Origin of the sequence: Meridianimarinicoccus zhengii (assembly GCF_003254465.1) — a bacterium.
Taxonomy (GTDB): domain Bacteria; phylum Pseudomonadota; class Alphaproteobacteria; order Rhodobacterales; family Rhodobacteraceae; genus Meridianimarinicoccus; species Meridianimarinicoccus zhengii.
Genome location: NZ_QDFI01000045.1, coordinates 12,363 through 34,657 on the forward strand (window position 1 = coordinate 12,363; position 22,295 = coordinate 34,657).

Genomic DNA, 22,295 nt, shown 5'->3' on the forward strand with positions numbered 1-22,295 from the left:
GAATGGCAAGGCGGCCGCGATCGCGCCCGAAGGCACCGCCGCGGCCAGGTCGGTCAGCGGATCAGCTGCCGTCGGCGATCAGGCCGGTCACGAAGTCGTACAGTTCCTGCGCGGGCAGGCCCCGCGCGCTGTTCTGCTCGATCCATTCGGCAGCGGCGGGGGCCGCCGCGGCCTCGCGGAATGCAGAGATTTCCTCGGCGTCGAAGGTGATCCGCTCGATCTCCCGCTCGTCCAGCGCCGGACCCCAGGCCTGCATCGTCTCGTTCTCGTAGAAGTCGAGATAGTAGTCCAGCGACTCGTCCACGGCGCCCATCAGCACCTCGCGGTGGTCGTCGGGCAGCGCATCCAGCGCGTCGCGGTTCACGACCACCGGGCAGTTGACCGTGCCGGGGTTGAGGTTCGTGGTCCACCATTCGCCGTTCTCGATCGTGCCGAAGGACATGTGCGCATGGGGCGCGAAGCTGACCGCGCGCACCACGCCACTGTCCATGGCCTGCCGCACCTCGGTCGCGGACATGGACGTGGGAACCGCACCCACCGTGCTCATGGCGGCCCCGATCCCGCCCGTGGCGCGCACCGTCAGCCCTTCGAAATCGTCCAGGCTTTCGGGCGCATCGCCCACGCCGACAAGGTTGTACTGCGGCAGCGGCGACGGCATCAGCAGTACCGCGTTCCACTTGGCAAGGTCCGCCACCGCGGCCGGGTGCTGGTAGAGCGCCATGGACACCGCCGCCTCCTGCTCCAGCGTCTCGACGCCGAGGAAGGGCAGTTCCAGAACGGTGATCGATGGGTTCTTGTCCGGGTGATAACCCGCGCAGAACTGCGCCATCTCGAACGCGCCGATGGAGATCCCGTCAAGGTTCTCGCGGTTGGAACTCAGTCCGCCGTAGGAGATGTTCATGGTGAACGCGCCGTCTGTGCGCGCCGCGACCAGCTCGGCCAGCTTTTCCACGTGTTCGGTGAACGCGCGCCGCTGTCCCCAAAGGGAAACGTTCCATTCCGTGGCCATCGCCTCGGTGCCGATGGCCAGGGTGAGTGTCGCCAGCGCCGTGCGGGCAAGAAGTCTGTGCATGTGGGCCTCCCGTGTTGTCATGCGGTCTTGTTTTGACCTCACTATTCATTGCCGCGGCGCAGATGTGAACGACGAATTGCCCCCGCGGCCCCCGAAGCACCCCGTCCCGCGCCGGTGACGGTGATCCAGATGCCCCGCCTGCGGCGGGACACGATGCCTTGCCCCCGCATCCGCGGGGGCGAACGAAACGCGCGGCGTGCCGGTCGCACGGGGTCGTAAACATGGGCGCGGCGCCGTGCGCCACGCGATGTGAAAGAAATTCACATCGCCCCTTGAAACCCGCCCGTCCACCTCCGATCTAGGCAATGTGAAAGACATTCACATGACACAACGGAGAGAGACATGAACACCGTCGCATCATGGCCCATGGCGGCCGAAACCTGGCTGGACGAACGCGGCAAGGGCGCGTGGATCGCGGCCATGGTTCTGGGTTTCATCCTGTTCTGGCCCGTGGGTCTCGCCCTTCTCGCCTACATGATCTGGAGCAAGCGCATGTTCACCAATTGCAGCCGCCGCAGCCGCACCGCACGCACCGCGCTGGGATCGTCCGGCAACACCGCCTTCGACGCCTACAAGGCCGACACCCTGCGCCGGCTCGAAGAAGAACAGGCGAATTTCCAGGACTTTCTCAAACGCCTGCGCGCCGCCAAGGACAAGGCCGAGTTCGACCAGTTCATGGAAGACCGCGCCCGCAAGACCGACAGCGCAGACAGCGCGCAGGCGTGACCCGGCGCACGGTCCCTGCCGCGGCCCCTTGCGGGCCGTGGCCCCACGCATCAGGATAGCCCCCATGATCCACGACACGACGACGCCAAGCATGACCGGCCTTCCCGACCCCGACCTCTTCCCCGAGATCTACGCCGACACCGTCGTGAAGCGCTTCTTCGCGTGGATCGTCGACACCGTCGCCATCACGCTCATCAGCATCCTCGCGATTCCCTTCACGGCCTTCGTGGGGCTGTTCCTGTTCGCCGGGCTCTTCGTGCTCGTCAGCCTCGTCTACCGCATCGCGTCCCTCGCGCACTGGTCGGCCACGCCCGGCATGCGCCTCATGGCGATGGAGATCCGCGCCCGCGACGGCGGCCCGCTCGACCTGCCCACCGCCGCCCTGCACACGATCGGCTATCTCTTCATGTCCGCGGTCGTGATCCTGCAGGCGATCTCCATCATCCTCATGCTGACCTCGCCCCGCGGGCAGGGCCTGCACGACCAGCTCCTCGGCACCGCCCCGGTCAATCGCCACCGCATGGCCTGACCCTTGCAAGGGGGCTTGGCGACACCCCCCGGCGTTGCTACGTTTTCACAACGCACCCGAGGAGAGCCATGCGCCACACCCTGCCCATCGCGCCGCAGTTCTACGTGACGGCCCCACAGCCCTGCCCCTATCTCGCGGGGCGGATGGAGCGCAAACTGTTCACCGCGCTCCAGGGCGACCATGCCGACACGCTCAACGACGCGCTCTCCAAGCAGGGCTTCCGCCGGTCCCAGAACGTGCTCTACCGCCCCTCCTGTGCCGACTGCGCCGCCTGCATGTCCGCGCGCATCCGCGTCGCGGATTTCGTGCCCTCGCGCAGCCAGCGCCGCACCGCGAACCGCAATGCCGACCTCGCCCGCCGCGTCCGCGCCAGCTGGGCGAGCGAGGAACAGTTCGCGCTCTTCCGCCGCTATCTCGACAGCCGCCACGCCACCGGCGGGATGGCCGACATGGACATCTTCGAATTCGCCGCGATGATCGAGGAAACGCCGATCCGGTCGCGCGTCATCGAATACGAATACGCGCCCGACAAGGGCATGGCCCTGGGCGATCTCGCGGCCGTGTGCCTGACCGACATGCTCGATGACGGTCTCAGCCTCGTCTATTCCTTCTACGATCCCGACGCGGGCCGCCGCAGCCTCGGCACCCATGTGATCCTCGACCATGTGGAGATCGCCCGCGAGATGGGCCTGCCTTACGTCTATCTCGGCTACTGGGTGCCCGGCAGCCCGAAGATGGGCTACAAGGCCGGCTTCTCGGCGCTGGAGATCTACAAGGGCGGCGCCTGGCAGGACATCGGCGACCCGGAGGACCACACGACCGAAACCCACCCCCTGTCGGTCGATCCCATCGCCGAACAGGTCGCGCGAATTTCCCTGCCCGATACGCTGATGACGGGCCGCGGCTGACCGGCTGTCCGACGCCTCGCCGGCAACTAGCCTCAAGCCCCGAACAAACGCCCGGCACCAACCAACCGTCCGGCCCGGGTGCAAACCCGGGCAGCGCCCGCTCGCCGCGTTGCGCGTTCCGCCCTCGAACCCTCCCCGGAGGCTTCGCCGCATCGCGGACCGGCCGTCACCCCTCCCCCGGGAGGGTGCGTTGGCGATGTCACACGCCATACACCCGACATGAGTGCTTAAAGCCACAACGCTCGGCGGATACGCCGCACCGCGCCCACCCAGGCTCGGGCGCGCCCCTCATCGCGCAGCGGGATAAATCCCGAAACGCCCCGTTTTCCCGACTTGCCCGCCCGCCCGCGCCCCGCCTACCGTGGACCGACCCACGGGCGGAGGCACCATGGCGCAGACCCCCACGACCGACGACGTGGCCCACCACATCGCGCGGATCGACCGGCTGACCGATGCGGGCCGGGTCAACTGGTTCGGGCTGATGGCCTATCTCGTGTTCGTCTTCATCACCATGCTGGGGGTGGAGGACGCGGATTTCTTCATCCCCTCCCGCCAGACGCAACTGCCGCTGGTTAACGTCGCCATCCCCACCGAATCCTTCTTCGTCTTCGCCCCGATCCTCGGCGCGGCGCTTTACGTCTATCTGCACCTGACCGTGCGCAAGATCACCGGCGCGCTCTGCGCCGCCCCCGCCACCGTGGACGGGGTGCCGCTCGAAGACCACCTCAAGCCGTGGCTGCTGGTCGATCTCGTCCTGCGCTGGCGCAATGACGGCGCCATCCACCGCCGCCCGCTCGACACGCTCGCCACGCTGACCGTGGTCGCGCTCGTCTGGCTCGCCGGGCCGCTCGTGCTCGCGGGCCTGTGGATGCGCACATGGCCCGCCCATGACGAGGTGATGACGGTGCTGGCGGCCCTGAGCCTGATGGTGACCGTCTACGCGGGCACCATTAGCTGGGTGCGGCTGCACCGCGACCTGCGCGGGAACCCGGCCCAGGGCCACGCGGGCGACATTCCCCTCGATCTCGGGCTGCTCTTTGTCGGCATGACCGTGCTGAACCTCGGCTGGATCAAGACCGAAACCGGTGCGCTGCCATCGGACTATAGCGAATGGTGGGCAACCCTCGCCCCCGCGCAACTGGCCGGGGTGCAATTCTCCGTCCTGCCCCCAGACCAAGCAGACCCGGTCGCCGCCCGCCAACGCTACCGCGCCGAATGGTGCGCGCGGCAGGGGATGCCGCCCGATATCTGCGGCAGCCTGCCGACGCCGGGCGCCGAACCGGACGCGACGCTGGCGGATCGCCGCGGGCCATGGTGCCAGCAACAGGGCACCGCAAGGAACGGCCACACCGCCTGCCGCGACTGGTTCGCCGCCCGCGACGCCGATTTCCGCACCGAATGGGGCGACTACCGCCAAGCCGTCATCGCCGCCCTGCCCAAACCCGACCTGAGCGGCCGCGACCTGCGCGGCGCGAACCTGCGCGGTGCCGAACTGATCGGCGTAAATCTGTCGCGCGGGCGGATGGAGGGGGCGGACCTCAGGGCGGCGCGGATGGAGGGGGCGGGCCTCCGCGCAGCGCGGATGGAGGGGGCGGACCTCCGCTACGCGCGGATGGAGGGGGCAGACCTCAGCGCGGCGCGGATGGAGGGGGCGGACCTCGGCAGGGCGCGGATGGAGGGGGCGGACCTCCGCCAGGCGCGGATGGAGGGCGCGAATCTCAGCGGGGCGCGGATGGAGGGGGCGGTCCTCCGCGACGCGCGGATGGAGGGGGCGGTCCTCTGGGAGGCGCGGATGGAGGGGGCGGACCTCAGCGAGGCGCGGATGGAGGGGGCGGACCTCGGCAGGGCGCGGATGGAGGGGGCGGACCTCAGCTTGGCGTGGATGGAGGGGGCGAACCTCAGCGGGGCGCGGATGGAGGGGGCGGACCTCCGCCAGGCGCGGATGGAGGGGGCGGACCTAGGCAGGGCGCGGATGGAGGGGGCGGACCTCAGCGGGGCGCGGATGGCAAACGCAAACTGGGCTAGGGCAAGAAACGATGCCAGCCTAGCCCAGTTTGCCGACCTTCGCGGGGGTATCGCCCTCGATCAAGCCCGCCTGTCCTCGCTGATCGGAAATGCCGCGACCCTGCTACCGGAAACGCCGGACGGGGAACCGGCCCTCTACATCCCGTCCTGTTGGGCCGCCGACCCACCGGGCATCGAACATCTGGTGGCAGGGTTCGCGCGGTATGATGTCAGCGAAGACAATCTCCGCGATCCCGCGTTCGGCTTCTTCTGCGCGCCGGGCGAGGTGCCGCGCAAAACCGGCACGCCCCTCGCCGTGGATGGCGACCTGCCGTGGCCAGCACAAGCCGACGACGAAAGCGACTTCGGCTACCTGCGGCGCGTCGAAGCCTGGGCCACCGAACAGCCCCCCGGCGAGCCCATCGACTGACCGCGCGGACGCCTACGGGGCTCCTACAGGACTCCGACACGAGTCATATGGGAGTCATATGAAATTCATATGCAATTCATACGCCCCGCCTCACCCGCCCAGCAGGTCGGGCAGGATGGTCACCACGCCGGGGAACAGCCACAACATCATGAGGCCGGCTACCTGGATCAACACGAAGGGTAGCACCCCGCGATAGATATGGGCAGTCGTCACGCTCGGTGGTGCCACCCCGCGCAGGTAGAACAGCGCGAACCCGAAGGGCGGGGTCAGGAACGAGGTCTGAAGGTTCACCGCGATCATGATCGTCACCCATTTCGGGTCCATCGTTCCGCCATAGATCACGGGGCCGACGATCGGCACGACGATGTAGATGATCTCAAGGAAATCAAGGACAAAGCCAAGGATGAACAGCACCAGCATGACGATCAGGAAGACCACCATCTCGTTGTCGAAGCTGCGCAGGAACTGCTGGATGTAGTGCTCTCCTCCGAAGGAAATCACCACGAGGTTCAGGACCTGGCTTCCGATCAGGATGGTGAACACCATCGACGTGACCTTCGCCGTCTCGCGCACCACCGGCGCCAGCACCCCGCCGCGCCACAGCACCCAACAGCTGTAGAAAACCCCAAAGATCGCAAAGTGATACGCCACCTGCGCCACCGCGAAGGCGATGTATTCCTCGACCGCGACTTCGGCCCGCCCCATTCGCAGATCGAAATTCACACCCACGAGGATCATCACCACCAGCGCGAACGACGCCTGGATCACGAGCTTGCCCGACCGCCTGTCGTCGGCCAGCTTGCGGTACGCCGCCAGCATGATGGCCCCCGACGCCCCCAGCGCCGCAGCCGGTGTCGGGTTGGTGATCCCGCCGAGGATCGAGCCCAGCACCGCAACGATCAGAACCAGCGGCGGGAACACCACGCGCAAGAGGTCGTTCGTCGCCAGCCGCACCACGGCCGCACGCAGTCCGTAAAGCCCTGCCAGCGTTGGCAAAAGCAGAAGAAGGAACGCCCTGCCCTCGGACATCGCGGGCCCGATCAGCAGCGCATCCACCGCCAGCGCCAGAACGACCCCGGCACCGCCCACGAGCAGCGGCAGCGGATCGGCCATGGGGGCCACGCCCCGCGCCACCACCAGGGTCAGCGCAAGCATCAGGTAGAGCGTCACAAGCTGCGGGCTGAGCGGGGCCGCCTCGGCGATCATCTCGGCCCGCATGGCGGCGATCTCGTCCGCCGTCCGTTCCACGCTGGCGACCTGCCCGCCCGCATCCTCGATGGCCGCTTGTTCCGCCAGGGCCGCGTCCCATGCCGCCTGCCCGTGCAGGTCGATCATGGCGGCCTCGCATTGCTCAGACACGTTGGTCCGCAGTGACGCGCCCTCGCTTGCGTCGGTGAAGCGGTCCACCGTCAGGCTTTGGGACCCGATCACACCCACCTGCCCCAGCAGCACCGCGCCCCCGATCAGTGCCGCGGGCAGCACGGCGAACCAGGTCCATGTCTCGGCAGCGCTGCGCGGCGGCCCCGACGGCCCGTCCCCCGGGATCACGACCGACGGCGCGTGGCGCGGATCGTAAATGGCGAAGGCCAGCGCGTAGACGGCGTAGAGCACCGCCAGAAGAATACCGGGCAGCAGCGCCGCCTGAAAGAGCGTGCCCACCGATACGACGGCCGGCTCGCCCAGATAGGTCAGCGCGTCCGAGCAGCCGACGGACTGCGCGCGCGCCTCCTGCGCCGTTGAATAGAGATCTCCCGCCAGCGTCCCCAGCAGCACGATCACGATGGAGGGCGGAATGATCTGCCCCAGCGTGCCCGACGCCGCGATCACCCCGGTGGCCAGTTGCGGCGAGTATCCCGCCCGCAGCATCGTCGGCAGGGACAGCAGGCCCATGGTCACGACCGTCGCACCGACGATGCCGGTGGACGCGGCAAGGAAGGCTCCAACGACCACCACGGACACCGCCAGCCCGCCCGGCAGCGGGCCGAAAACCCGCGCCATGGTGGTCAAGAGGTCGTTGGCGATGCGCGAACGCTCCAGCGTGATCCCCATCATCACGAACATCAGCACGGCGAGCAGCGTTTCGATGCTCTGCCCCGCGAAGACCCGTTCGTTCATGCGATTGACGATGAAGGACAGGTTGCGGTCCATCGCCATTTCCCAGCCGCCTGGAAAGAGCGCGGTTTCGACCCTTGGCAATTCGGGGAAGCGGAACTGGGATATGGTGGCGGGATTGACCCCGTCCGCCACCAGCGCGCGATAGGCATCCGACCCGGTATCGACGGCCTCGTGGATCAGCAGCCCCGCACTGTCGAGTGCCGCGATGATCCCGAAGCTGAGGATGCCCGCCCCGCCGATGGCGAAGGCCACGGGAAAGCCCGTCATGATCCCGCCGAACAGGCAGGCGAAGACGATGATCAGGCCAATCTCGACCCCGTCCAGACCGAACAGCATGGGTGCGTTCCTTGATAGCTCAGTGAATCTCGGCCGTGCGCTCGGCGATCGGGTCGCCCAGGCTGTCGGCATCGTGAAACCGCCCGTCGGCCTCTTCGCCTTCGATCAGTTCCAGAAGGTTGCGGTAGAAGAACGCGAGCGCCTGCACCAGCATCATCGCCACGAAGGCCAAGATGAGCAGCTTGAACAGGAAGTAGCCGTTAAACCCGTTGGGCGAGAACCCGTAAGTTTCCACGTTCCACTTGAGCACCCGCGCCTTGCGCAGAAGTGCGTCGATCGTGTCGGACGCGGAGATCTTCGGGGTGATGAGATGCCGCCACAGGAAGAACCACGCGTACATCCATGTCACGACCAGCACGGGGATCATGAATAACAGGCTTCCCGCCATGTCGATGATCTTCTTCGTGCGCCGCGACGCGCCGCCGTAGAACAGATCGACACGCACGTGCCCGCCCTGGATGAATGTGTATGCACAGCACAGCGCCACGATCATGGCGTTGTAGAGCTTGAGTTCCTCGGAATACCAGCTGAGCGACTTGGTGAAGACGCTGCCGAACGGCCCCAGCGAGATCTCGGAGACGAGGAAGATGCGCTGAAGAAAGACGATCAACGTCTGTTGGAGCACCATCAGCAGGCCGGCCCAGGCGAAGAAGCGCCCGATGCCGTTGCCGAACGCCTCGGCCCCCCGCACGAAGCCCCACAGGACCGGGCGGTGCCACAATCCGACACCGGTTAGCACCAGCACCAGCGCGAAGGCCGCGAAAAAGAACTCCACCGAGCCGCCGTAAAAGGCGAAGCGCATGATTGCCTGCGGGTCCGACCAGTCGAGCCACAGCGCGGGACGGCTCAGGGCGGCGGCGATGTTGTAGAAGCCCATCGCGGTATTCGTGATAAGCCAGAGGATGCCGTCCAGCATCGTCTCCTCCGCGGTTGGGAGGGGCCCGCGCGTTGCCGCGCGGCGCCCCAGTATCGTCAGAGCGCGGCGAGCACGCGGTTGCGCTGCTGGGTATAGGCGCTATCGGATTGGGACATCCAGTCGGACGATTCCGCCATGGCTTTCATTGCATGCGCATGGACGTCGGCGAAGATCTCGTCGTCCATGAAGCCGCCCAGAACCGTCTGTGAAGCTGCGCCGAACGCGTCCCAGATCGCATCGGAGAACTGATAGGTCTTGACCCCACCTGCGACGAGCCGCTGCAGCGCCGGGCCGTTATTGGCGATAAAGAGCGCGTAGTTGTGCTGATGCGCCTCGGCGGCCGCGATCTCGACCGCGCGCTGCTGGGTCGCGGACAGGCTGTTGAACACATCGAGGTTGAAGCCGACGGACAGCGCGGCCCCCGGTTCGTGGAAACCCGCAGGGTAGTAGAAGTCGCAGACTTCCTGAAGGCCGAGCCGTTCGTCCGACCACGGGCCGATCCACTCGGTCCCGTCGAGCGCGCCGGTCGACAGCGCCTGGTAGATCTCGCCTCCCGGCAGCACCTGCACCGAAGCACCGATTTCCGTCATAACCTGACCGCCCAGACCCGGCATGCGGAACTTAAGGCCCTGGAAATCCTCGGGCGAGGTCATCTCGCGCCGGAACCAGCCGCCGCCCTGCGCCGCGGTCTGCCCCGCGATGAAGGGCCGAATTCCGAAGATCTCGCCCAACTCGTGATGCTTGGCCATGCCGCCCTGGCCGTAGTACCAGGTCATAAGTTCGGGTGCGGTCATGCCGAAGGGCACGGCGGTGAAGAACGCCCATGCCGGGTGCTGGCCGACCCAGTAGTAGTCAGCGCCGTGATAGATATCGGCCTGCCCGGCGGTCACGGCGTCGAAGGATTCCAGCGGCCCAACCAGTTCACCGCCGCCCTTCGCGTCGATCACCAGCGCCCCGTCCGTGATGTCGCTGACATTCTGCGCGAAGCGTTCCACCGAATCCCATACGCCCGCCAGGCCCCGCGGCCAGGTCGTCACCATGGTCAGCGTGCGCGTGCCCTGTGCGATGGCGGGCGCGGCCAGCGTGGTCGCCGCCGCGGCACCGCCGCCAAGAGCCGAATTTCTGAGAAATGACCGCCGATCCATGCAAACCTCCCGAGTTCATGTGAATCCGGCACCTGCCGGACAGATCGCTGAGTGCCGCGACCCTACCCATTCGCAAGCCGCGCGCAAACGCTATTTGCAAGAAAAAAAAGCGTAACGCTGGGGAGTTCGTGCGTTTCTTGCGCGACGCCCGCGCATGGGTGGTTCCGGCGCAAGACACACGCGGCTGCACGCGCCACCGCGCGTCCCCATTCTGCCGCCCTTGCGGGGGGCGCCGCCAGACACCATAACACGCGCATGCAAACAGCATCATGGGAACTGGCACGATGACCGATTTCGGGGCAACGGCGGACCTCGCCTTCTGGATCACAGCGGCGGCGATCCTGCTGCTGCTGGTCTGTTCGGCGGTCTTCTCCGGGTCGGAGACGGCCTTGACCGCGGCGTCTCGCGGCAAGCTGCGCAGCATGGCCGACGACGGCCGGCGCGGGGCGCAGGCGGCGCTGGGATTGACCGAGGACAGCGAACGCCTGATCGGGTCGATCCTTCTGGGCAACAACATCGCCAACATCCTGGCGACATCGCTGGCGACGGCACTTTTCACCCGGATGCTGGGCGAAAGCGGCGTGGCCGTGGCGACGCTGGTGATGACCGCACTCGTGCTGGTCTTCGCCGAGGTCTTGCCGAAGACCTACGCGATCTCGAATGCCGAGAAGGCCGCCACCCTCGTCGCCCCGGTGATCCGCGTGGTCGTGCGCACCATGGCCCCGCCGGTGGCTGTCGTGCGCTGGATCGTGCGCGGCGTGCTGGGCGTTTTCGGCGTGCAGGTGGACCCGGACCGCAACGTCCTGTCGATCCGTGAGGAGATCGTGGGCACACTCACGCTCGGCCATTCCGAAGGCGTGTTCGAAAAGGAAGACCGCGACCGGCTGCTGGGGGCACTCGACCTCGGCGACCGCACGGTGGAGGAAGTCATGCGCCACCGATCCAGCATCGAGATGATCGATGCGGGCGCCCCCGCCCACGAGGTCGTGGCGCAGGCCCTGCAATCGCCGCACACGCGCCTTCCGGTCTTCCAGGACGATCCCGAGAACATCATCGGTGTCATCCATGCCAAGGATCTGTTGCGGGCCGTGCATGACCGGATCGACACGGGGGGCGATGCCGGGCTGCTGGATTTCGACATCATGTCGGTGGCGCGGAAGCCCTATTTCGTGCCGGAAACAACGACACTCGACGACCAGATGCGCCAGTTCCTGAAACGCCACACGCATTTCGCGCTCGTCGTGGACGAGTACGGCGATCTTCAGGGGCTCATCACTTTGGAAGACATCCTTGAAGAGATCGTGGGCGAGATCACGGACGAGTTCGACGCCGATGCCGATCACATGATCGTGCGCACCGCTGACGGCAAGTTCCTGGTGGATGGTGCGATGACGATCCGCGACCTGAACCGGGCGCGCGACTGGTCCCTGCCCGACGAGGCGGCGAACACGGTCGCGGGTTTCGTTATCCACGAGGCGCAGATGATCCCGCGCGTCGGGCAGGTCTTCGTGTTTCACGGCTTCCGGTTCGAGATCATGTCGCGCGAAAACAACCGCATCACGCGGCTCAAGATTGCGCCGGTGGGCGTTGCGGCGCCGGTCTGACGGGCTGGCCGCGCGGGTGCGCCACCGTTTGTTAACCGGTCCTGGCTAGTTTCGATCCATCGCAAGGCGGTTTGGCGTCTTGTGGTGTTCCCTCCCTGTTGGACTGGCCGCGCCCTCGGGTGCGGCCTTTTTTCGATCAGCTCAGAAGGGGTGCCAAATGCCTGTTGACGGGTGCGGCGACTCGCCGTAGCGTGCGATCACAATGTGTTGGCTAGTCCAACGGGGAGAAAAAATATAACGAAAAAGGGTCCTTATGGACCCTTTTTTGATGACGGCGGGTTCAACGGCGCCTCCGCTGGACTTGACCCGCCTCCACGTTGCACGCGAAAGGCAGGTGACCCGTGACACGATTTCTTCTGGCATCCTTGATTGCGGTATTCGGCGCGGGCATCGCCGTGGCGCAGGAAAGCGATATCCCGCAAAGCCGGGCGGCAGCGGAACCCGGACAGCCCTACCAGCTTGGCAGGTTCAACGATTGGGACGTGCGCTGCCTGCGGGTGGAGGACGGCACGACGGATCCCTGCGAGATGCATCAATTGCTGCGCGGCCCCGAAGGCAACGCCACAGCCGAGATCAACCTCTTCCTGCTCGAACGTGACGACGTGCCCGCCGGCGCAACCATCGTGACGCCGCTGGAGACGCTGCTGACACAGGGGCTGCGGCTCAACGTCGATGGCGCCGAGGGCAAGACTTATCCCTTCCAGCTGTGCAACCGGCAAGGGTGCGTGGCCCAGATCGGCTTCACGCCTGAGGAAATCGAGACGATGAAGGGAGGGACCGAGGCCGAAGTGACGGTCCGGCCGGCCGCGGCGCCCGAAACTCCTGTTCGCCTCACTATATCGCTGGCAGGTTTTACCGCCGCGCACGAAGCGCTAACGGTCGCGGCCCTGGGGAATTGACCGGCGCGCGCTGGCGCCACGCGGCGGTCACACGACGCGCCGCAGCGCCAGCACCGCGTTGAGCCCCCCGAAGGCGAACGCGTTCGACAGCACGACATCGACCTCGGCCTCGCGCGCTGTGTTGGGCACCACGTCCAGCGCGCATTCGGGGTCAGGTTCCTCGTAACCCACGGTCGGTGCGATCACCCCGTCACGCAGCGCCATGATGCAGGCGAGCAGTTCGACCGCGCCCGTGCCGCCGATGATATGGCCATGCATGGACTTGGTGGACGAGATCATCAGCCGGTCGGCATGGGCGCCGAACACGTCCGCGACCGCCGCGCATTCCGTCTTGTCATTGGCAGCCGTGCCTGTGCCGTGGGCGTTGATGTAGCCCACCGACTCGAACGGTACGCCGGCATCCCGCACCGCCCCGGCGATGGCCCGCGCCGCCCCCTGCTTCGACGGCATCACGATGTCCGCCGCGTCCGACGTCATGGCGAAGCCGATCACTTCGGCGAGAATCTCGGCCCCGCGGGCGCGTGCATGGTCGTATTCCTCGAACACGAAGATGGCAGCGCCCTCTCCCTGCACCATCCCGTTGCGATTGGCCGAGAACGGGCGGCACGCGTCGCGCGACATGACCCGCAACCCTTCCCATGCTTTCACGCCGCCGAAGCACAGCATCGATTCCGACCCGCCGGTGACGATGACTGTCGCCCCGCCGCCGCGGATCATGTGGAACGCCTGCCCCATCGCGTGATTGGACGATGCGCAGGCCGTCGCCACGGTGAAACTCGGCCCCTTGAGGTTGTAGCTCATGCTCACATGGCTGCACGCGGCGTTGTTCATCAGCTTGGGCACGACGAACGGATGCACCCGGTTCTTGCCCTCTTCGTAGACCGACCGGTAATTCTCGTCCGACGTCTGCATCCCACCACCCGCGGTGCCGAGGATCACGCCGCTGCGCGCCGCCAGGTCGCCGGCGAAGCTGAGCCCGGACTGCGCAATCGCTTCCCGCGCGGCGATCAGGGTGAACTGGGTGAACCGGTCATACAGCGCGATCTGCTGACGGTTGAAATTCGCCTCGGGATCGTAGCCATGCACCTGCCCGCCGATCCTGATGGCCAGCCTGTCCACATCTCGGATATCCAGCGGCCCGATCCCGCAACGCCCTTCGCGCATCGCGTCGAGCGTCTCGGCCACATCCCGTCCAAGTGCGTTGATCGTGCCCTGCCCGGTGATGACGACCCGCTTCATCCGGGTTGCTGCGCCACGAGCGTCTCCACAGCCGCGACGATGGCGGCCACGCTGGAAATATCGAACTCGCTGTCCTCGGGCTTGTTCGCGTTGAACGGAACCTGGATGTCGAATTCTTCCTCGATGGCGAAGATGCTTTCGACAAGTCCCAGGCTGTCGATCCCGAGATCGGCGAGCGTCTTGTCCGGTGTCACCTCGGTCTCATCCATCACGGCCTGCTCGGCAATGATGCGGATCACCCGTTGCTTCACGTCCATGTCGTCAACTCCAGCCCGTCGTCCGGGCGATTTAGTCGCTCTTCCGGTCCATGGGAACCGCTTTCTTGAGCGCCGCCACGTCGCGCAGCAACCGCGGAAGCCGTCGCAGCGCCTTGTAGGTCTCCAGGTTCGTCGACATCTTCACGGCGGGGTTGCCAAGAACCACCCGGCCTGCCGGCACGTTCGTGAAAATCTTCGCCGCCCCGCCTGCGACCACGTCATCACCGATGAAGATGTTGTCGTTGACCCCGACCTTGCCGGCCAGAACGACACGGTCGCCGATCCTGCTCGACCCGGCGATGCCCGCCATCGAACAGATCATGCAGTCTTCGCCTATGGTTACGTTATGGCCGACCTGCACGTGGTTGTCGATCTTGGTGCCCCGGCCGATGACCGTGGCGCGGATCGTGCCGCGGTCGATGCTGCTGCATGCCCCGACCTCCACGTCGTCGCCGATCTCGACGCTGCCGAGCGAATGAAGCCGGGTCCATTCCTGCGGGTCCGGATCGATCCGGTCCACCAACCCGTCGCGCACCCGTTCCACCGACGAAGGCCGCTCCGTCACGAAGGCGAACCCGTCGGCGCCGATGGTGCAGTTCGGGTGCAGGATCACGCGATCGCCCAGCTGCGCGCGCCCCGCGATCCGCACCCCAGGATGGATCAGCACGTCCGTGCCGATCCGCGTGCCTTCGGCGATGGTGACATGGGGCGCGATCCTTGCACGGGCGCCGATACGCACGCCGGCACCGATGACCACGAACGGCCCGATCCGCGCGTCGGGACCGATCTCCGCCGACGCGTCGACCACGGCCGTGGGATGGATGCCCGCCGCGATCTCGGGGCCCGGATCGAAAAGCCGCGACAGTTGCGCCATGGCCAGCCGCGGCCGGGTCACGTAGAGCGCTGACTCAAGCCCGTAATCTGCGCGGTCCGCTTCGTCATGGAGGATTGCGGCGCGCGCCGCGCCTTGCGACAGGCCCTCGGCGTATTGGGGACTCATGGCGAGTGCAAGCTGGTCCGCGGTGCAGCGGGCGGGTTCGGCCGCGCCCGTGATCTCGATGTCCGGGTTGCCGTCCAGCCGGGCCGAAAGCGCCTCGGCCACCGTGGAAAGGGGGATGCGCATGCCTGCTCCGTAACTGATGGGCCTTGCGCCGGTTTACCCCCCAACGGCGCGAAGCGAAACCCCGGCCTTTGACAACGCATCGAAGATCTGCGCGTCCCGACCATAGATATCGGGGCGGAACTGTGCCGGGCCGCGCGGCTGTGCGATCACCGTGCGATAGACGATGTGCACGCGCGGCGGGTTCTCGATCATCACGGTGGTTTCCCGCCCGGTGTTCAGACGTTCCGCAAAGAAAGCCTCCGGGGTGGCGGTCTGCCCGCGCAGCAGGGCATAGGCGAAATCGAACGGATCGGCGAGCCGCACGCAGCCATGGCTGTAGGCGCGCGTATCGCGCGAGAACAGAGACTTGTGGGGCGTGTCGTGCAGATAGATGTTGTGGCGGTTCGGGAACATGAACTTCACGAGCCCGAGCGCATTGCTGTCGTTCGGCGGTTCCTTCAGGCGATAGGGAAAGCTGCCGGCGTCATAAGACGCGAAATCGACCATCGCGCGCGACACCCGGTTGCCGTTGCTGTCGAGCAACTGAAGATGCGCCACGGCGTTGGGATCCCGCTGCAGCATGGGCAGGTATTCGCGCGTCGTGATGGAACGGGGCACGTTCCAGGTCGGGTTGATGACCATGAACTCCATCACGTCCGAAAATTCCGGCGTGCGATGGGTGCGGCGGTTCTGGCCAACGACCGACCGGGTCTCGAAAACCTGCCGCCCGTCTTCGACAAGCCGGACATGGTAATCGGGGATGTTGACCCAGACGTACCGCTGCCCCAGCGGGAAATTCATCCAGCGTTCGCGTTCCATCGTCACAAAGACCTGAGCCAGCCGTTCGGCCGCGGTGCGGTTCACTTCCGCCAGCGTGGCCGGGCCCACGACCCCGTCGATGGCGAGACCGTGGTCGCGCTGAAACCGGGTCACCTGTGCCTCGAGTTCTGCGTCGAAAGCGGGATCGCTGCCCGGACGCCCGTACCCCATGGCGGCGAGCCGCGCCCGAAGCGCGGGCACCTGCGCCGAGGACTGGCCGGGCTTCAGCGTGCCCTCGCCGACCTTGGGGCCCCAACCGCCCGCAGCAGCGATACCCTCGAGCCGCGCCCGTTCTGCCAACAGCCGCGCATACTGTTCGGTCTGGGGCGGGAGCGTCCGCAGGAATGCCGCGGGCGACGACGATGCAAAGCCTGCCAGCGTTTCCGCCTGCGCTTTCCGGGGGGCGGCACGGTCGATTTCACGGCTGACCCGGTTCGGATCGAGCACGCCCGACTGCACGTCGCGTGCATAGGCCGCGAAGCTGCGCGACATCAGCGCCTCGACCTCCGCGCGCTCAGCCACCGATCCGGTCGCGCGCAAGGCGCGGTCGATCTCGTCCCGGCGATAGGTCTGGACCGGAAGCCCGTGGTCGCCCGCATCGCCGAGCGCATCCAGAAAGGCAGAAACCCGACGACGATCCTGCACATTGTCCCCGACCCAGATCGGCGCATGATCGCGGCCGGAATAGAACTGCGCAAGCGCAGGGTCTTGCGCGACCGCCGCCGCGATCGCCTGCCGCAATGCCGCATCGCCCGATTGCGCGACCGCCGGTCCAGCGCAGCACAGCACCATTGCCAAGACATAGATCGCACGAACAAGTGCCAAGGGCCGAAACCAAACCGGACCGGGTCGTAAACGGGATATCGCCGTGAACTCCATTGCGCGCGCACTCCTGAAATTTCGGACAGTATGCGGGCAGACCGTCGCGCATCGAAACCAACAAAACGCTAACACCACCGCCCCCGCGCAAGTGTTACCCCGATGCAACGGTGCACCATCCATGGACGCCGCACGCCTATGATTCACCTGACTTGACGGGATCGGCAGGAATCCGCGCAGCCTAGCGCCCTGCCGGATTCGCCGGTTGGAGTCCCGTTTACCTTGTGCGAAGAAACTTTTCGTGGGATGCTCTTCGCAAAAGCCGCATAAGCGGTATCAAGAGGCAGAACAGGCATGACGACAGACAGCACGGCGGATTTCCGCCCGACGCGACGTGGGCTGCTTGCGGCATTCGCGGCAACGGCAGTCACCGCGGCACCGGCGCAGGCTGGTATTTTCGGTTTCCTGCGCGGCGGCGGCGATGTGCGGCGCATCCGCATGTATTCCGGGCGCACCGGTGAATCGATCGACATGATCTACTGGGTGGATGGGAAGTACGTGAAGCCCGCCCTCGCCGAGATCAGTCATTTCATGCGCGACTGGCGTGACAACAAGTCCATCGCGATCGACACCCGGACCATCGACATCATGGCCGCGGCCCACGCGCTGATGGAAGTGGACGAGCCCTATCTCCTGCTGTCCGGCTACCGCACCCCGCATACCAACGCGATGCTGCGCAGCCGGTCGGGCGGCGCGGCACGAAATTCGCTGCACATGAAGGGCCAGGCGGCTGACCTGCGGCTCAAAAGCCGGAGCGTCAAGCAGATGGCGGCGGCGGCGCAGGCCTGTGCCGCGGGCGGCGTGGGCAAGTACTACCGGTCGAACTTCGTGCATATGGATTGCGGTCCGAACCGCGCCTGGACAGGCTGACCGGCCAACGCGTCAGATCGCCAGTTCGAGATCGGCACGCAACCCGCCGAGACGTGTGCTGTCGCCGAGCACAAGCCGCCCGCCATGCTTTCGGGCAATGTCCGATGCGATGGCGAGCCCGAGACCTACGCCGGCCGTGTGATTCTGGTTCCGTGCCGGATCAAGCCGACTGAACGGCTTCAGGGCGTCTTCGCGCCGCGCGGCGGGAATGCCCGGACCGTCATCCTCCACTCGCAGCCGCACGGCATGGGGAAGACGTTCCAGCCGCACGACCGCGCAGGTGCCATAGCGCACCGCATTGCCGAGAAGGTTTTCCAGCGCACGGGTCACGGCCTGCGGGCGCAGCAGGATCGATCCGGTCTCGACCGAGGTTTCCAGGTTCACGGTATGCCCGGCGCGCGCTGCGTCCTCGATCACCCGGCGCACCAGCGCGCTCAGGTCCGTGGGCACCATGTCGTCCAGCGCGTCCGATCGCGCGAAGCTGAGGAATTCGTCCACGAGCCGCTGCATGTCGCCGACATCCCGCAGCATGTCGCGCGTTTCCTCCGTCTCCTCCATCATCGACAAGGCAAGTTTCATCCGCGTGAGCGGTGTGCGCAGATCATGGCTCACCCCGGAGAGCATCAGGGTGCGCTGTTCGATCTGCCGCTCGATCCGCGCCCGCATGTCAAGGAAGGCCGCCCCCGCCTGCCGCACCTCGGCCGCGCCGGCGACACGGTACGGCACATGCCGTCCCTTGCCGAAGGCATCCGCCGCCCGCGCCAGACGCCGGATCGGCCTGAGCTGGTTGCGCAGGAACACGAAGGAAATCCAGGTCATCAGGATGCCGGTGGAGATCATCAGCACCAGCAACTGATGCGGGTTCGACGCCGATACGCGCCCCCGCGGTACGCGCAGCTCCACCGGCCCTTGCGCCGTGTCCACCACCATGCGCACCTCCCGGTGGTTGGAAACGAGGTCGATGTTGCGCAACCCCGGCAGTCCGTCCTGCAGCGTTTCGACGACCACGCGGCCCGACAGGTCCCAGAACGCGCGCAAGTCTGCGCCCGGCCCCGGCGCGGGTACCAGAACGTCGATCTGGAGCGCCTGCCCCAGTTGCGCACCGGCCAGACCCGCCGCGGCGAGCGTTTCCGCCGCATCCAGGCGGTCCACGAGATACCGTGTCTCGATCAGTACGTTGCGGGTCATCTGTGCCGTGACGCCCTCGAAATGGCGCTGGATGAACACCACCGACACGACGAGTTGCAGCGTAAGCACCGGCAAGAGGAGGATCAGAGCCGCGCGGCCATAGATCCCCTGCGGCATCCAGCGTTTGAGAAATCCCGCCAACATGGATATAGCAGACCACGTCGCCCGGCCCCGGAAAAGCGCGAAATGCAGACGAAGTCTTCCGCCATAGCCCAACCTGTTCCGCTGGCGCCCGGTTTGCGCGTCCTTTGCGCGCCCAATCCCGGGCCGATGACCGGACCAGGCACGAACACTTACCTTCTGGGCTGGCGGGACATCGTCGTGATCGACCCCGGGCCTAACGACACGCGGCACCTTGCGGCCATCCTCGGGGCCATTGGGCCGCAGCAGCGCATCACGGATATCGTCGTCACCCATGCGCACCGCGATCACAGCGGGCTGGCCCCTGCGCTGTCGGCCTGTTCCGGCGCCCCTGTTCTGGCCTTCGGTGACGCGGGCGCGGGGCGCGCCCACGGCATGGCGTGGCTGGATGTCGATGCCCTGGGAGGCGGCGAAGGTGTGGATGCCGGGTTCCGTCCCGACCGATGCATGCCCGACGGCGCGGTGATCAAAGGCGACGACTGGCAGCTTGCGGCACTCTGGACACCGGGGCACATGGCCAATCACCTGTGCCTGCAATGGGACGACGCAGTGTTCACCGGGGATCTCGTGATGGGATGGTCCACTTCGCTGATCTCTCCGCCGGACGGAGACATGGCCGCCTTCTATCGCTCATGTGCACGGCTCCACGGGCTTGGCGCCCGGGTCCTCTATCCCGGGCATGGCGATCCGGTCACAGCACCAGGGGCGCGCATCGCCGAACTGCTGGCGCATCGCCGCATCCGCGAGACGCAGATCGTCGCCATGCTGGCAGATGGGCCGATGACGCTGCAGACTCTGACCGACCGCGTGTACGGAGCGCTGTCCCCCGGACTCTTTTCCGCGGCGCAGCGCAACGCATTGGCACATCTCGTGGATCTGTCGGCACGCGGCCTAGTCATGGCAGAGCCAGCAATGTCGTCGACCGCCTGCTTCCGGCTACGTGACGGCGACAGTAAAAAATCGCCCTGACCCACTGGACGCCCCTCGCAGCCATTGCTATAGCCCCACCGTTGGTCCGGCGTAGCTCAGCGGTAGAGCAGTTGACTGTTAATCAATTGGTCGTAGGTTCGATCCCTACCGCCGGAGCCAAAACACCTTAAAATTCAACGCTGTAACCCTTGGCAACAATGGTTAGCGTCCGACCGTCCGACTCCGTCCGAGTCGGACGGTTTAGCGTTTCGGACTGATGCGCGCCCGGTCTGTCAACCGGACGCGCCATGGTCTAGGATAATGCTATCGCAGCGCGTTCGTTGTGCCCTGCATGTTCGCCGGAGGATGAAGACCATGCCGAAAATCCCCCTCAACCCGCAATCGGTCGGTCGCGCCGTAGACCGGCAGGACGGAGACATGCGTCATCCCCAAGCGCGTAGCGCGCGCGATGCCCTCGTGTCCCGCCATCCCGATGTTCAGGCGCTGTTCGAGCGACTGGGTCTTGCCCATGTAGAGGGCCTGCCTGTCGCGCGCGACGGCGTGCCGACAGAGGAGTGATTGCTATGCGGCTGACTGATGTGGCGAAGCGCTGGTTCGATCACCTGGCCGACATGTTCGGGCCGGTCGATGACATCGATCTGCCCAAGGTCAAGCATGGTGCCGAAGGGTTCGCCCAGAATCGCGAGCGGATACGTGGTTACTTCAAGCCAGTTCTAGATCGGAGCGGGCTATGAGTGGTCTTCGCTGCGCCGCTGGCATTGCAATGCTGATCTTCTTCGCGGCATCATTCGCCGCGTTCTGGATGCCTGTCGATGTTGCCCTGCCCGTTATGACACTTGCGCTTGCTTTGTGGGCCGGGCTGGGGACCGTGTCCCGCCGCCAGTCAAGATAGCGCGCAGGCCACATCCCTTTGGGGATGGCCGCTAGCTCCTTGCCGCCCGCGCCGAGGATCGGCATTGCGAGCGGCAAGGTTGGTCGTGCACGGGCCGGATGCGGGACTTGAACCCGCGACTGCCGAAGGGCTGCGTTACCAGCTACGCCAATCCATCCCGCCAAGACCGCGTGGCGGTCTGTGACCATCACTAAGGTGCCACGCGACCCGGCCGTCTGCAACGTCGCGGCATCACACCGCCCCGCCCGACATGCGGCGGATCAGGCCGTCGACGCCGATGTGGGCGCGCTGGCGGAAGGTGCCCATCGCTTCGAGCACGGCATAGATCGCCGGGCCGTCGCGGCGTTCATCCGCGATGCGACCGTCGAGCGCCAGGCGGAGTGCTTCCTCGCAGCCCGCGAGGTAGTGGAGCGCGTCGGCGATGTCTTCGGCGGTATCGAATACCTCTTGTGCCTGGTCACGCATCTGCCCCCTCCCACAGCGCCACGGGGACCAGCACGCCGCGCAGGCGGCGGTTGGACAGTGTCCGGCCAGCGGCATCGGGGCGCGCGCCCGGCAGGGCCAGCAGGGGCACGCGGTGGCCCCCCAGCGCCCAGCGGGTGCCGCCGAAGATCAGCCGCGTGCCCGGCGTGTCGCCGTTGCCCACGAACAGGTCGGCCCCCACCACCCGCAGTGCGAGCTGTGCCAGGTCCTCGTTGTTGCGATCCGCGATCATGTCGCCCACCGACGCGCCGCCGTGCATGACGGTCAGCAGGTGCGCCAGGCATTCGCGGCCCTCATTGGGGTCGAGCAGCGCCGCAGCCGCGCCGCCCCCGTCGATCGGCGGCAGGGGCGACTGCGCCCAGAGCCGCAGGCCCGCGCTGCGCCCGCCCAGGCGGCGGGTTTCGCGGATCAGGTCGAGCCATGTCTGCACATCCGCCGCGGTGCAGGTGTCGATCCCGGTGACCATGTCGGACCCGGCGGGCAGCGGCATGGCCGGGGCGGCGGAGGGTTCGATGGTGAAGCCGCCCGTGCGGCGCAGGGTCGGCAGCACGGTGCCGGTCACCCATTTGCGGAACGCCCGCGCCTCGTCCTTGCGGCTGGTGAAGATCAGGGCGTAGAGCCCGCTTTCGGAGACCGCGCGCGCGTTGGGGTTCCCCCGAATACCCTCGACAGTATCGAGGGTATTCAGATCAACCATCGTCGTCTCATCGTCGTCAAGACGGCGAACCGCGTCACTCGGGTTTCCGATGCCTAGAGCGTGTCGCGTTTAATCGGTTCCGTATCCGGCGGCCTTGAAGAAGTTGTAGCACTC

The 22,295-nt window shown here is 66.5% G+C and carries 21 protein-coding genes and 2 tRNA genes; 11 read left to right on the forward strand and 12 right to left on the reverse strand.

Annotated elements, in window-relative coordinates; genetic code table 11:
* Positions 1-61 precede the first annotated feature (61 nt).
* Positions 62-1,072 carry a C4-dicarboxylate TRAP transporter substrate-binding protein gene (locus DDE13_RS14385; protein ID WP_111404988.1) on the reverse strand — a complete coding sequence of 337 codons (1,011 nt, stop codon included), beginning with the start codon at positions 1,070-1,072 and terminating at the stop codon, positions 62-64.
* Between the two features lie 342 nt (positions 1,073-1,414).
* On the opposite strand from DDE13_RS14385, the gene DDE13_RS14390 reads away from it, so the two are divergent.
* From DDE13_RS14390 to DDE13_RS23595, 4 genes are all read left to right on the forward strand, one after another.
* The gene (locus tag DDE13_RS14390; protein WP_111404989.1) at positions 1,415-1,798 is read left to right on the forward strand and encodes a DUF2852 domain-containing protein; all 384 of its coding nucleotides are present in this window, start codon (positions 1,415-1,417) and stop codon (positions 1,796-1,798) included.
* A 64-nt stretch (positions 1,799-1,862) separates the two neighbouring features.
* Complete coding sequence (locus tag DDE13_RS14395; RefSeq protein WP_235868710.1) at positions 1,863-2,327, forward strand: RDD family protein; 465 nt, start codon at positions 1,863-1,865, stop codon at positions 2,325-2,327.
* Between the two features lie 68 nt (positions 2,328-2,395).
* Positions 2,396-3,235, forward strand: coding sequence for an arginyltransferase (locus tag DDE13_RS14400; protein ID WP_111404990.1), 840 nt, complete (start codon positions 2,396-2,398; stop codon positions 3,233-3,235).
* Positions 3,236-3,623: 388 nt separating this feature from the next.
* On the forward strand, positions 3,624-5,669 hold the full coding sequence (locus tag DDE13_RS23595; protein ID WP_111404991.1) for a pentapeptide repeat-containing protein: 2,046 nt from the start codon (positions 3,624-3,626) through the stop codon (positions 5,667-5,669).
* 90 nt (positions 5,670-5,759) lie between these two features.
* On the opposite strand, the gene DDE13_RS14410 is transcribed toward DDE13_RS23595, so the two are convergent.
* Genes DDE13_RS14410 through DDE13_RS14420 form a run of 3 tightly spaced genes read right to left on the reverse strand, consistent with a single transcriptional unit; the run spans position 5,760 to position 10,181 of the window.
* A complete protein-coding gene (locus DDE13_RS14410) occupies positions 5,760-8,120 on the reverse strand; it encodes a TRAP transporter large permease (protein WP_111404992.1) in 2,361 nt (786 codons plus the stop codon).
* Between the two features lie 19 nt (positions 8,121-8,139).
* A complete protein-coding gene (locus tag DDE13_RS14415; RefSeq protein ID WP_111404993.1) occupies positions 8,140-9,036 on the reverse strand; it encodes a TRAP transporter small permease subunit in 897 nt (298 codons plus the stop codon).
* 56 nt (positions 9,037-9,092) lie between these two features.
* The gene (locus DDE13_RS14420) at positions 9,093-10,181 is read right to left on the reverse strand and encodes a TRAP transporter substrate-binding protein (protein ID WP_111404994.1); all 1,089 of its coding nucleotides are present in this window, start codon (positions 10,179-10,181) and stop codon (positions 9,093-9,095) included.
* Between the two features lie 284 nt (positions 10,182-10,465).
* On the opposite strand from DDE13_RS14420, the gene DDE13_RS14425 reads away from it, so the two are divergent.
* Together DDE13_RS14425 and DDE13_RS14430 are read left to right on the forward strand one after the other, a co-directional pair.
* The gene (locus tag DDE13_RS14425; protein ID WP_111404995.1) at positions 10,466-11,785 is read left to right on the forward strand and encodes an HlyC/CorC family transporter; all 1,320 of its coding nucleotides are present in this window, start codon (positions 10,466-10,468) and stop codon (positions 11,783-11,785) included.
* Between the two features lie 341 nt (positions 11,786-12,126).
* The gene (locus tag DDE13_RS14430; RefSeq protein ID WP_111404996.1) at positions 12,127-12,684 is read left to right on the forward strand and encodes an invasion associated locus B family protein; all 558 of its coding nucleotides are present in this window, start codon (positions 12,127-12,129) and stop codon (positions 12,682-12,684) included.
* A gap of 27 nt (positions 12,685-12,711) precedes the next feature.
* Here DDE13_RS14430 and DDE13_RS14435 read toward each other — a convergent pair whose 3' ends face one another.
* The 4 genes from DDE13_RS14435 to DDE13_RS14450 are packed head-to-tail and all read right to left on the reverse strand — an operon-like array spanning position 12,712 to position 16,926.
* Positions 12,712-13,923 (reverse strand): beta-ketoacyl-[acyl-carrier-protein] synthase family protein, encoded by a 1,212-nt coding sequence (locus tag DDE13_RS14435; RefSeq protein ID WP_111404997.1) that lies wholly within the window; start codon positions 13,921-13,923, stop codon positions 12,712-12,714.
* Positions 13,920-14,180 carry an acyl carrier protein gene (locus tag DDE13_RS14440; RefSeq protein ID WP_111404998.1) on the reverse strand — a complete coding sequence of 87 codons (261 nt, stop codon included), beginning with the start codon at positions 14,178-14,180 and terminating at the stop codon, positions 13,920-13,922. Before DDE13_RS14440 ends, DDE13_RS14435 begins: the two co-directional genes overlap by 4 nt.
* A gap of 31 nt (positions 14,181-14,211) precedes the next feature.
* Positions 14,212-15,303 carry a UDP-3-O-(3-hydroxymyristoyl)glucosamine N-acyltransferase gene (locus DDE13_RS14445; RefSeq protein ID WP_111404999.1) on the reverse strand — a complete coding sequence of 364 codons (1,092 nt, stop codon included), beginning with the start codon at positions 15,301-15,303 and terminating at the stop codon, positions 14,212-14,214.
* Between the two features lie 33 nt (positions 15,304-15,336).
* The gene (locus DDE13_RS14450; RefSeq protein ID WP_235868711.1) at positions 15,337-16,926 is read right to left on the reverse strand and encodes a L,D-transpeptidase family protein; all 1,590 of its coding nucleotides are present in this window, start codon (positions 16,924-16,926) and stop codon (positions 15,337-15,339) included.
* A gap of 348 nt (positions 16,927-17,274) precedes the next feature.
* Between DDE13_RS14450 and DDE13_RS14455 the strand changes: the two genes are divergently transcribed.
* The gene (locus DDE13_RS14455) at positions 17,275-17,850 is read left to right on the forward strand and encodes a YcbK family protein (protein ID WP_111405001.1); all 576 of its coding nucleotides are present in this window, start codon (positions 17,275-17,277) and stop codon (positions 17,848-17,850) included.
* Positions 17,851-17,862: 12 nt separating this feature from the next.
* Here the strand turns inward: DDE13_RS14455 and DDE13_RS14460 are convergent, their stop codons facing one another.
* On the reverse strand, positions 17,863-19,182 hold the full coding sequence (locus tag DDE13_RS14460; protein WP_111405002.1) for an ATP-binding protein: 1,320 nt from the start codon (positions 19,180-19,182) through the stop codon (positions 17,863-17,865).
* Positions 19,183-19,308: 126 nt separating this feature from the next.
* Between DDE13_RS14460 and DDE13_RS14465 the strand changes: the two genes are divergently transcribed.
* The 4 genes from DDE13_RS14465 to DDE13_RS22930 all read left to right on the forward strand — a co-directional run bounded on the left by DDE13_RS14465 (position 19,309) and on the right by DDE13_RS22930 (position 20,843).
* Positions 19,309-20,148, forward strand: coding sequence for an MBL fold metallo-hydrolase (locus DDE13_RS14465; RefSeq protein ID WP_235868712.1), 840 nt, complete (start codon positions 19,309-19,311; stop codon positions 20,146-20,148).
* A 45-nt stretch (positions 20,149-20,193) separates the two neighbouring features.
* Positions 20,194-20,268: transfer RNA gene (locus tag DDE13_RS14470), tRNA-Asn, on the forward strand.
* A gap of 258 nt (positions 20,269-20,526) precedes the next feature.
* Positions 20,527-20,667 (forward strand): hypothetical protein, encoded by a 141-nt coding sequence (locus DDE13_RS22925; protein ID WP_162631022.1) that lies wholly within the window; start codon positions 20,527-20,529, stop codon positions 20,665-20,667.
* A gap of 5 nt (positions 20,668-20,672) precedes the next feature.
* The gene (locus DDE13_RS22930; RefSeq protein ID WP_162631023.1) at positions 20,673-20,843 is read left to right on the forward strand and encodes a hypothetical protein; all 171 of its coding nucleotides are present in this window, start codon (positions 20,673-20,675) and stop codon (positions 20,841-20,843) included.
* A gap of 249 nt (positions 20,844-21,092) precedes the next feature.
* Here DDE13_RS22930 and DDE13_RS14480 read toward each other — a convergent pair.
* The 3 genes from DDE13_RS14480 to DDE13_RS14490 form a co-directional block, all read right to left on the reverse strand.
* A tRNA-OTHER gene (locus DDE13_RS14480) sits at positions 21,093-21,159 on the reverse strand.
* Positions 21,160-21,232: 73 nt separating this feature from the next.
* Positions 21,233-21,466 carry a hypothetical protein gene (locus tag DDE13_RS14485; protein ID WP_111405005.1) on the reverse strand — a complete coding sequence of 78 codons (234 nt, stop codon included), beginning with the start codon at positions 21,464-21,466 and terminating at the stop codon, positions 21,233-21,235.
* Positions 21,459-22,232 (reverse strand): BRO-N domain-containing protein, encoded by a 774-nt coding sequence (locus DDE13_RS14490; protein ID WP_111405006.1) that lies wholly within the window; start codon positions 22,230-22,232, stop codon positions 21,459-21,461. Before DDE13_RS14490 ends, DDE13_RS14485 begins: the two co-directional genes overlap by 8 nt.
* Between the last annotated feature and the right edge of the window lie 63 nt (positions 22,233-22,295).

Coding starts and splice junctions, on each gene's coding strand:
- DDE13_RS14390 (WP_111404989.1), top strand. CDS start 1,415: ATGAACACCGTCGCATCATGGCCCATGGCGGCCGAAACCTGGCTGGAC.
- DDE13_RS14440 (WP_111404998.1), bottom strand. CDS start 14,180: ATGGACGTGAAGCAACGGGTGATCCGCATCATTGCCGAGCAGGCCGTG.
- DDE13_RS23595 (WP_111404991.1), top strand. CDS start 3,624: ATGGCGCAGACCCCCACGACCGACGACGTGGCCCACCACATCGCGCGG.
- DDE13_RS14435 (WP_111404997.1), bottom strand. CDS start 13,923: ATGAAGCGGGTCGTCATCACCGGGCAGGGCACGATCAACGCACTTGGA.
- DDE13_RS14485 (WP_111405005.1), bottom strand. CDS start 21,466: ATGCGTGACCAGGCACAAGAGGTATTCGATACCGCCGAAGACATCGCC.
- DDE13_RS14395 (WP_235868710.1), top strand. CDS start 1,863: ATGATCCACGACACGACGACGCCAAGCATGACCGGCCTTCCCGACCCC.
- DDE13_RS14420 (WP_111404994.1), bottom strand. CDS start 10,181: ATGGATCGGCGGTCATTTCTCAGAAATTCGGCTCTTGGCGGCGGTGCC.
- DDE13_RS14400 (WP_111404990.1), top strand. CDS start 2,396: ATGCGCCACACCCTGCCCATCGCGCCGCAGTTCTACGTGACGGCCCCA.
- DDE13_RS14425 (WP_111404995.1), top strand. CDS start 10,466: ATGACCGATTTCGGGGCAACGGCGGACCTCGCCTTCTGGATCACAGCG.
- DDE13_RS14465 (WP_235868712.1), top strand. CDS start 19,309: ATGACCGGACCAGGCACGAACACTTACCTTCTGGGCTGGCGGGACATC.
- DDE13_RS14385 (WP_111404988.1), bottom strand. CDS start 1,072: ATGCACAGACTTCTTGCCCGCACGGCGCTGGCGACACTCACCCTGGCC.
- DDE13_RS22925 (WP_162631022.1), top strand. CDS start 20,527: ATGCGTCATCCCCAAGCGCGTAGCGCGCGCGATGCCCTCGTGTCCCGC.
- DDE13_RS14445 (WP_111404999.1), bottom strand. CDS start 15,303: ATGCGCATCCCCCTTTCCACGGTGGCCGAGGCGCTTTCGGCCCGGCTG.
- DDE13_RS14460 (WP_111405002.1), bottom strand. CDS start 19,182: ATGTTGGCGGGATTTCTCAAACGCTGGATGCCGCAGGGGATCTATGGC.
- DDE13_RS14455 (WP_111405001.1), top strand. CDS start 17,275: ATGACGACAGACAGCACGGCGGATTTCCGCCCGACGCGACGTGGGCTG.
- DDE13_RS22930 (WP_162631023.1), top strand. CDS start 20,673: ATGCGGCTGACTGATGTGGCGAAGCGCTGGTTCGATCACCTGGCCGAC.
- DDE13_RS14415 (WP_111404993.1), bottom strand. CDS start 9,036: ATGCTGGACGGCATCCTCTGGCTTATCACGAATACCGCGATGGGCTTC.
- DDE13_RS14410 (WP_111404992.1), bottom strand. CDS start 8,120: ATGCTGTTCGGTCTGGACGGGGTCGAGATTGGCCTGATCATCGTCTTC.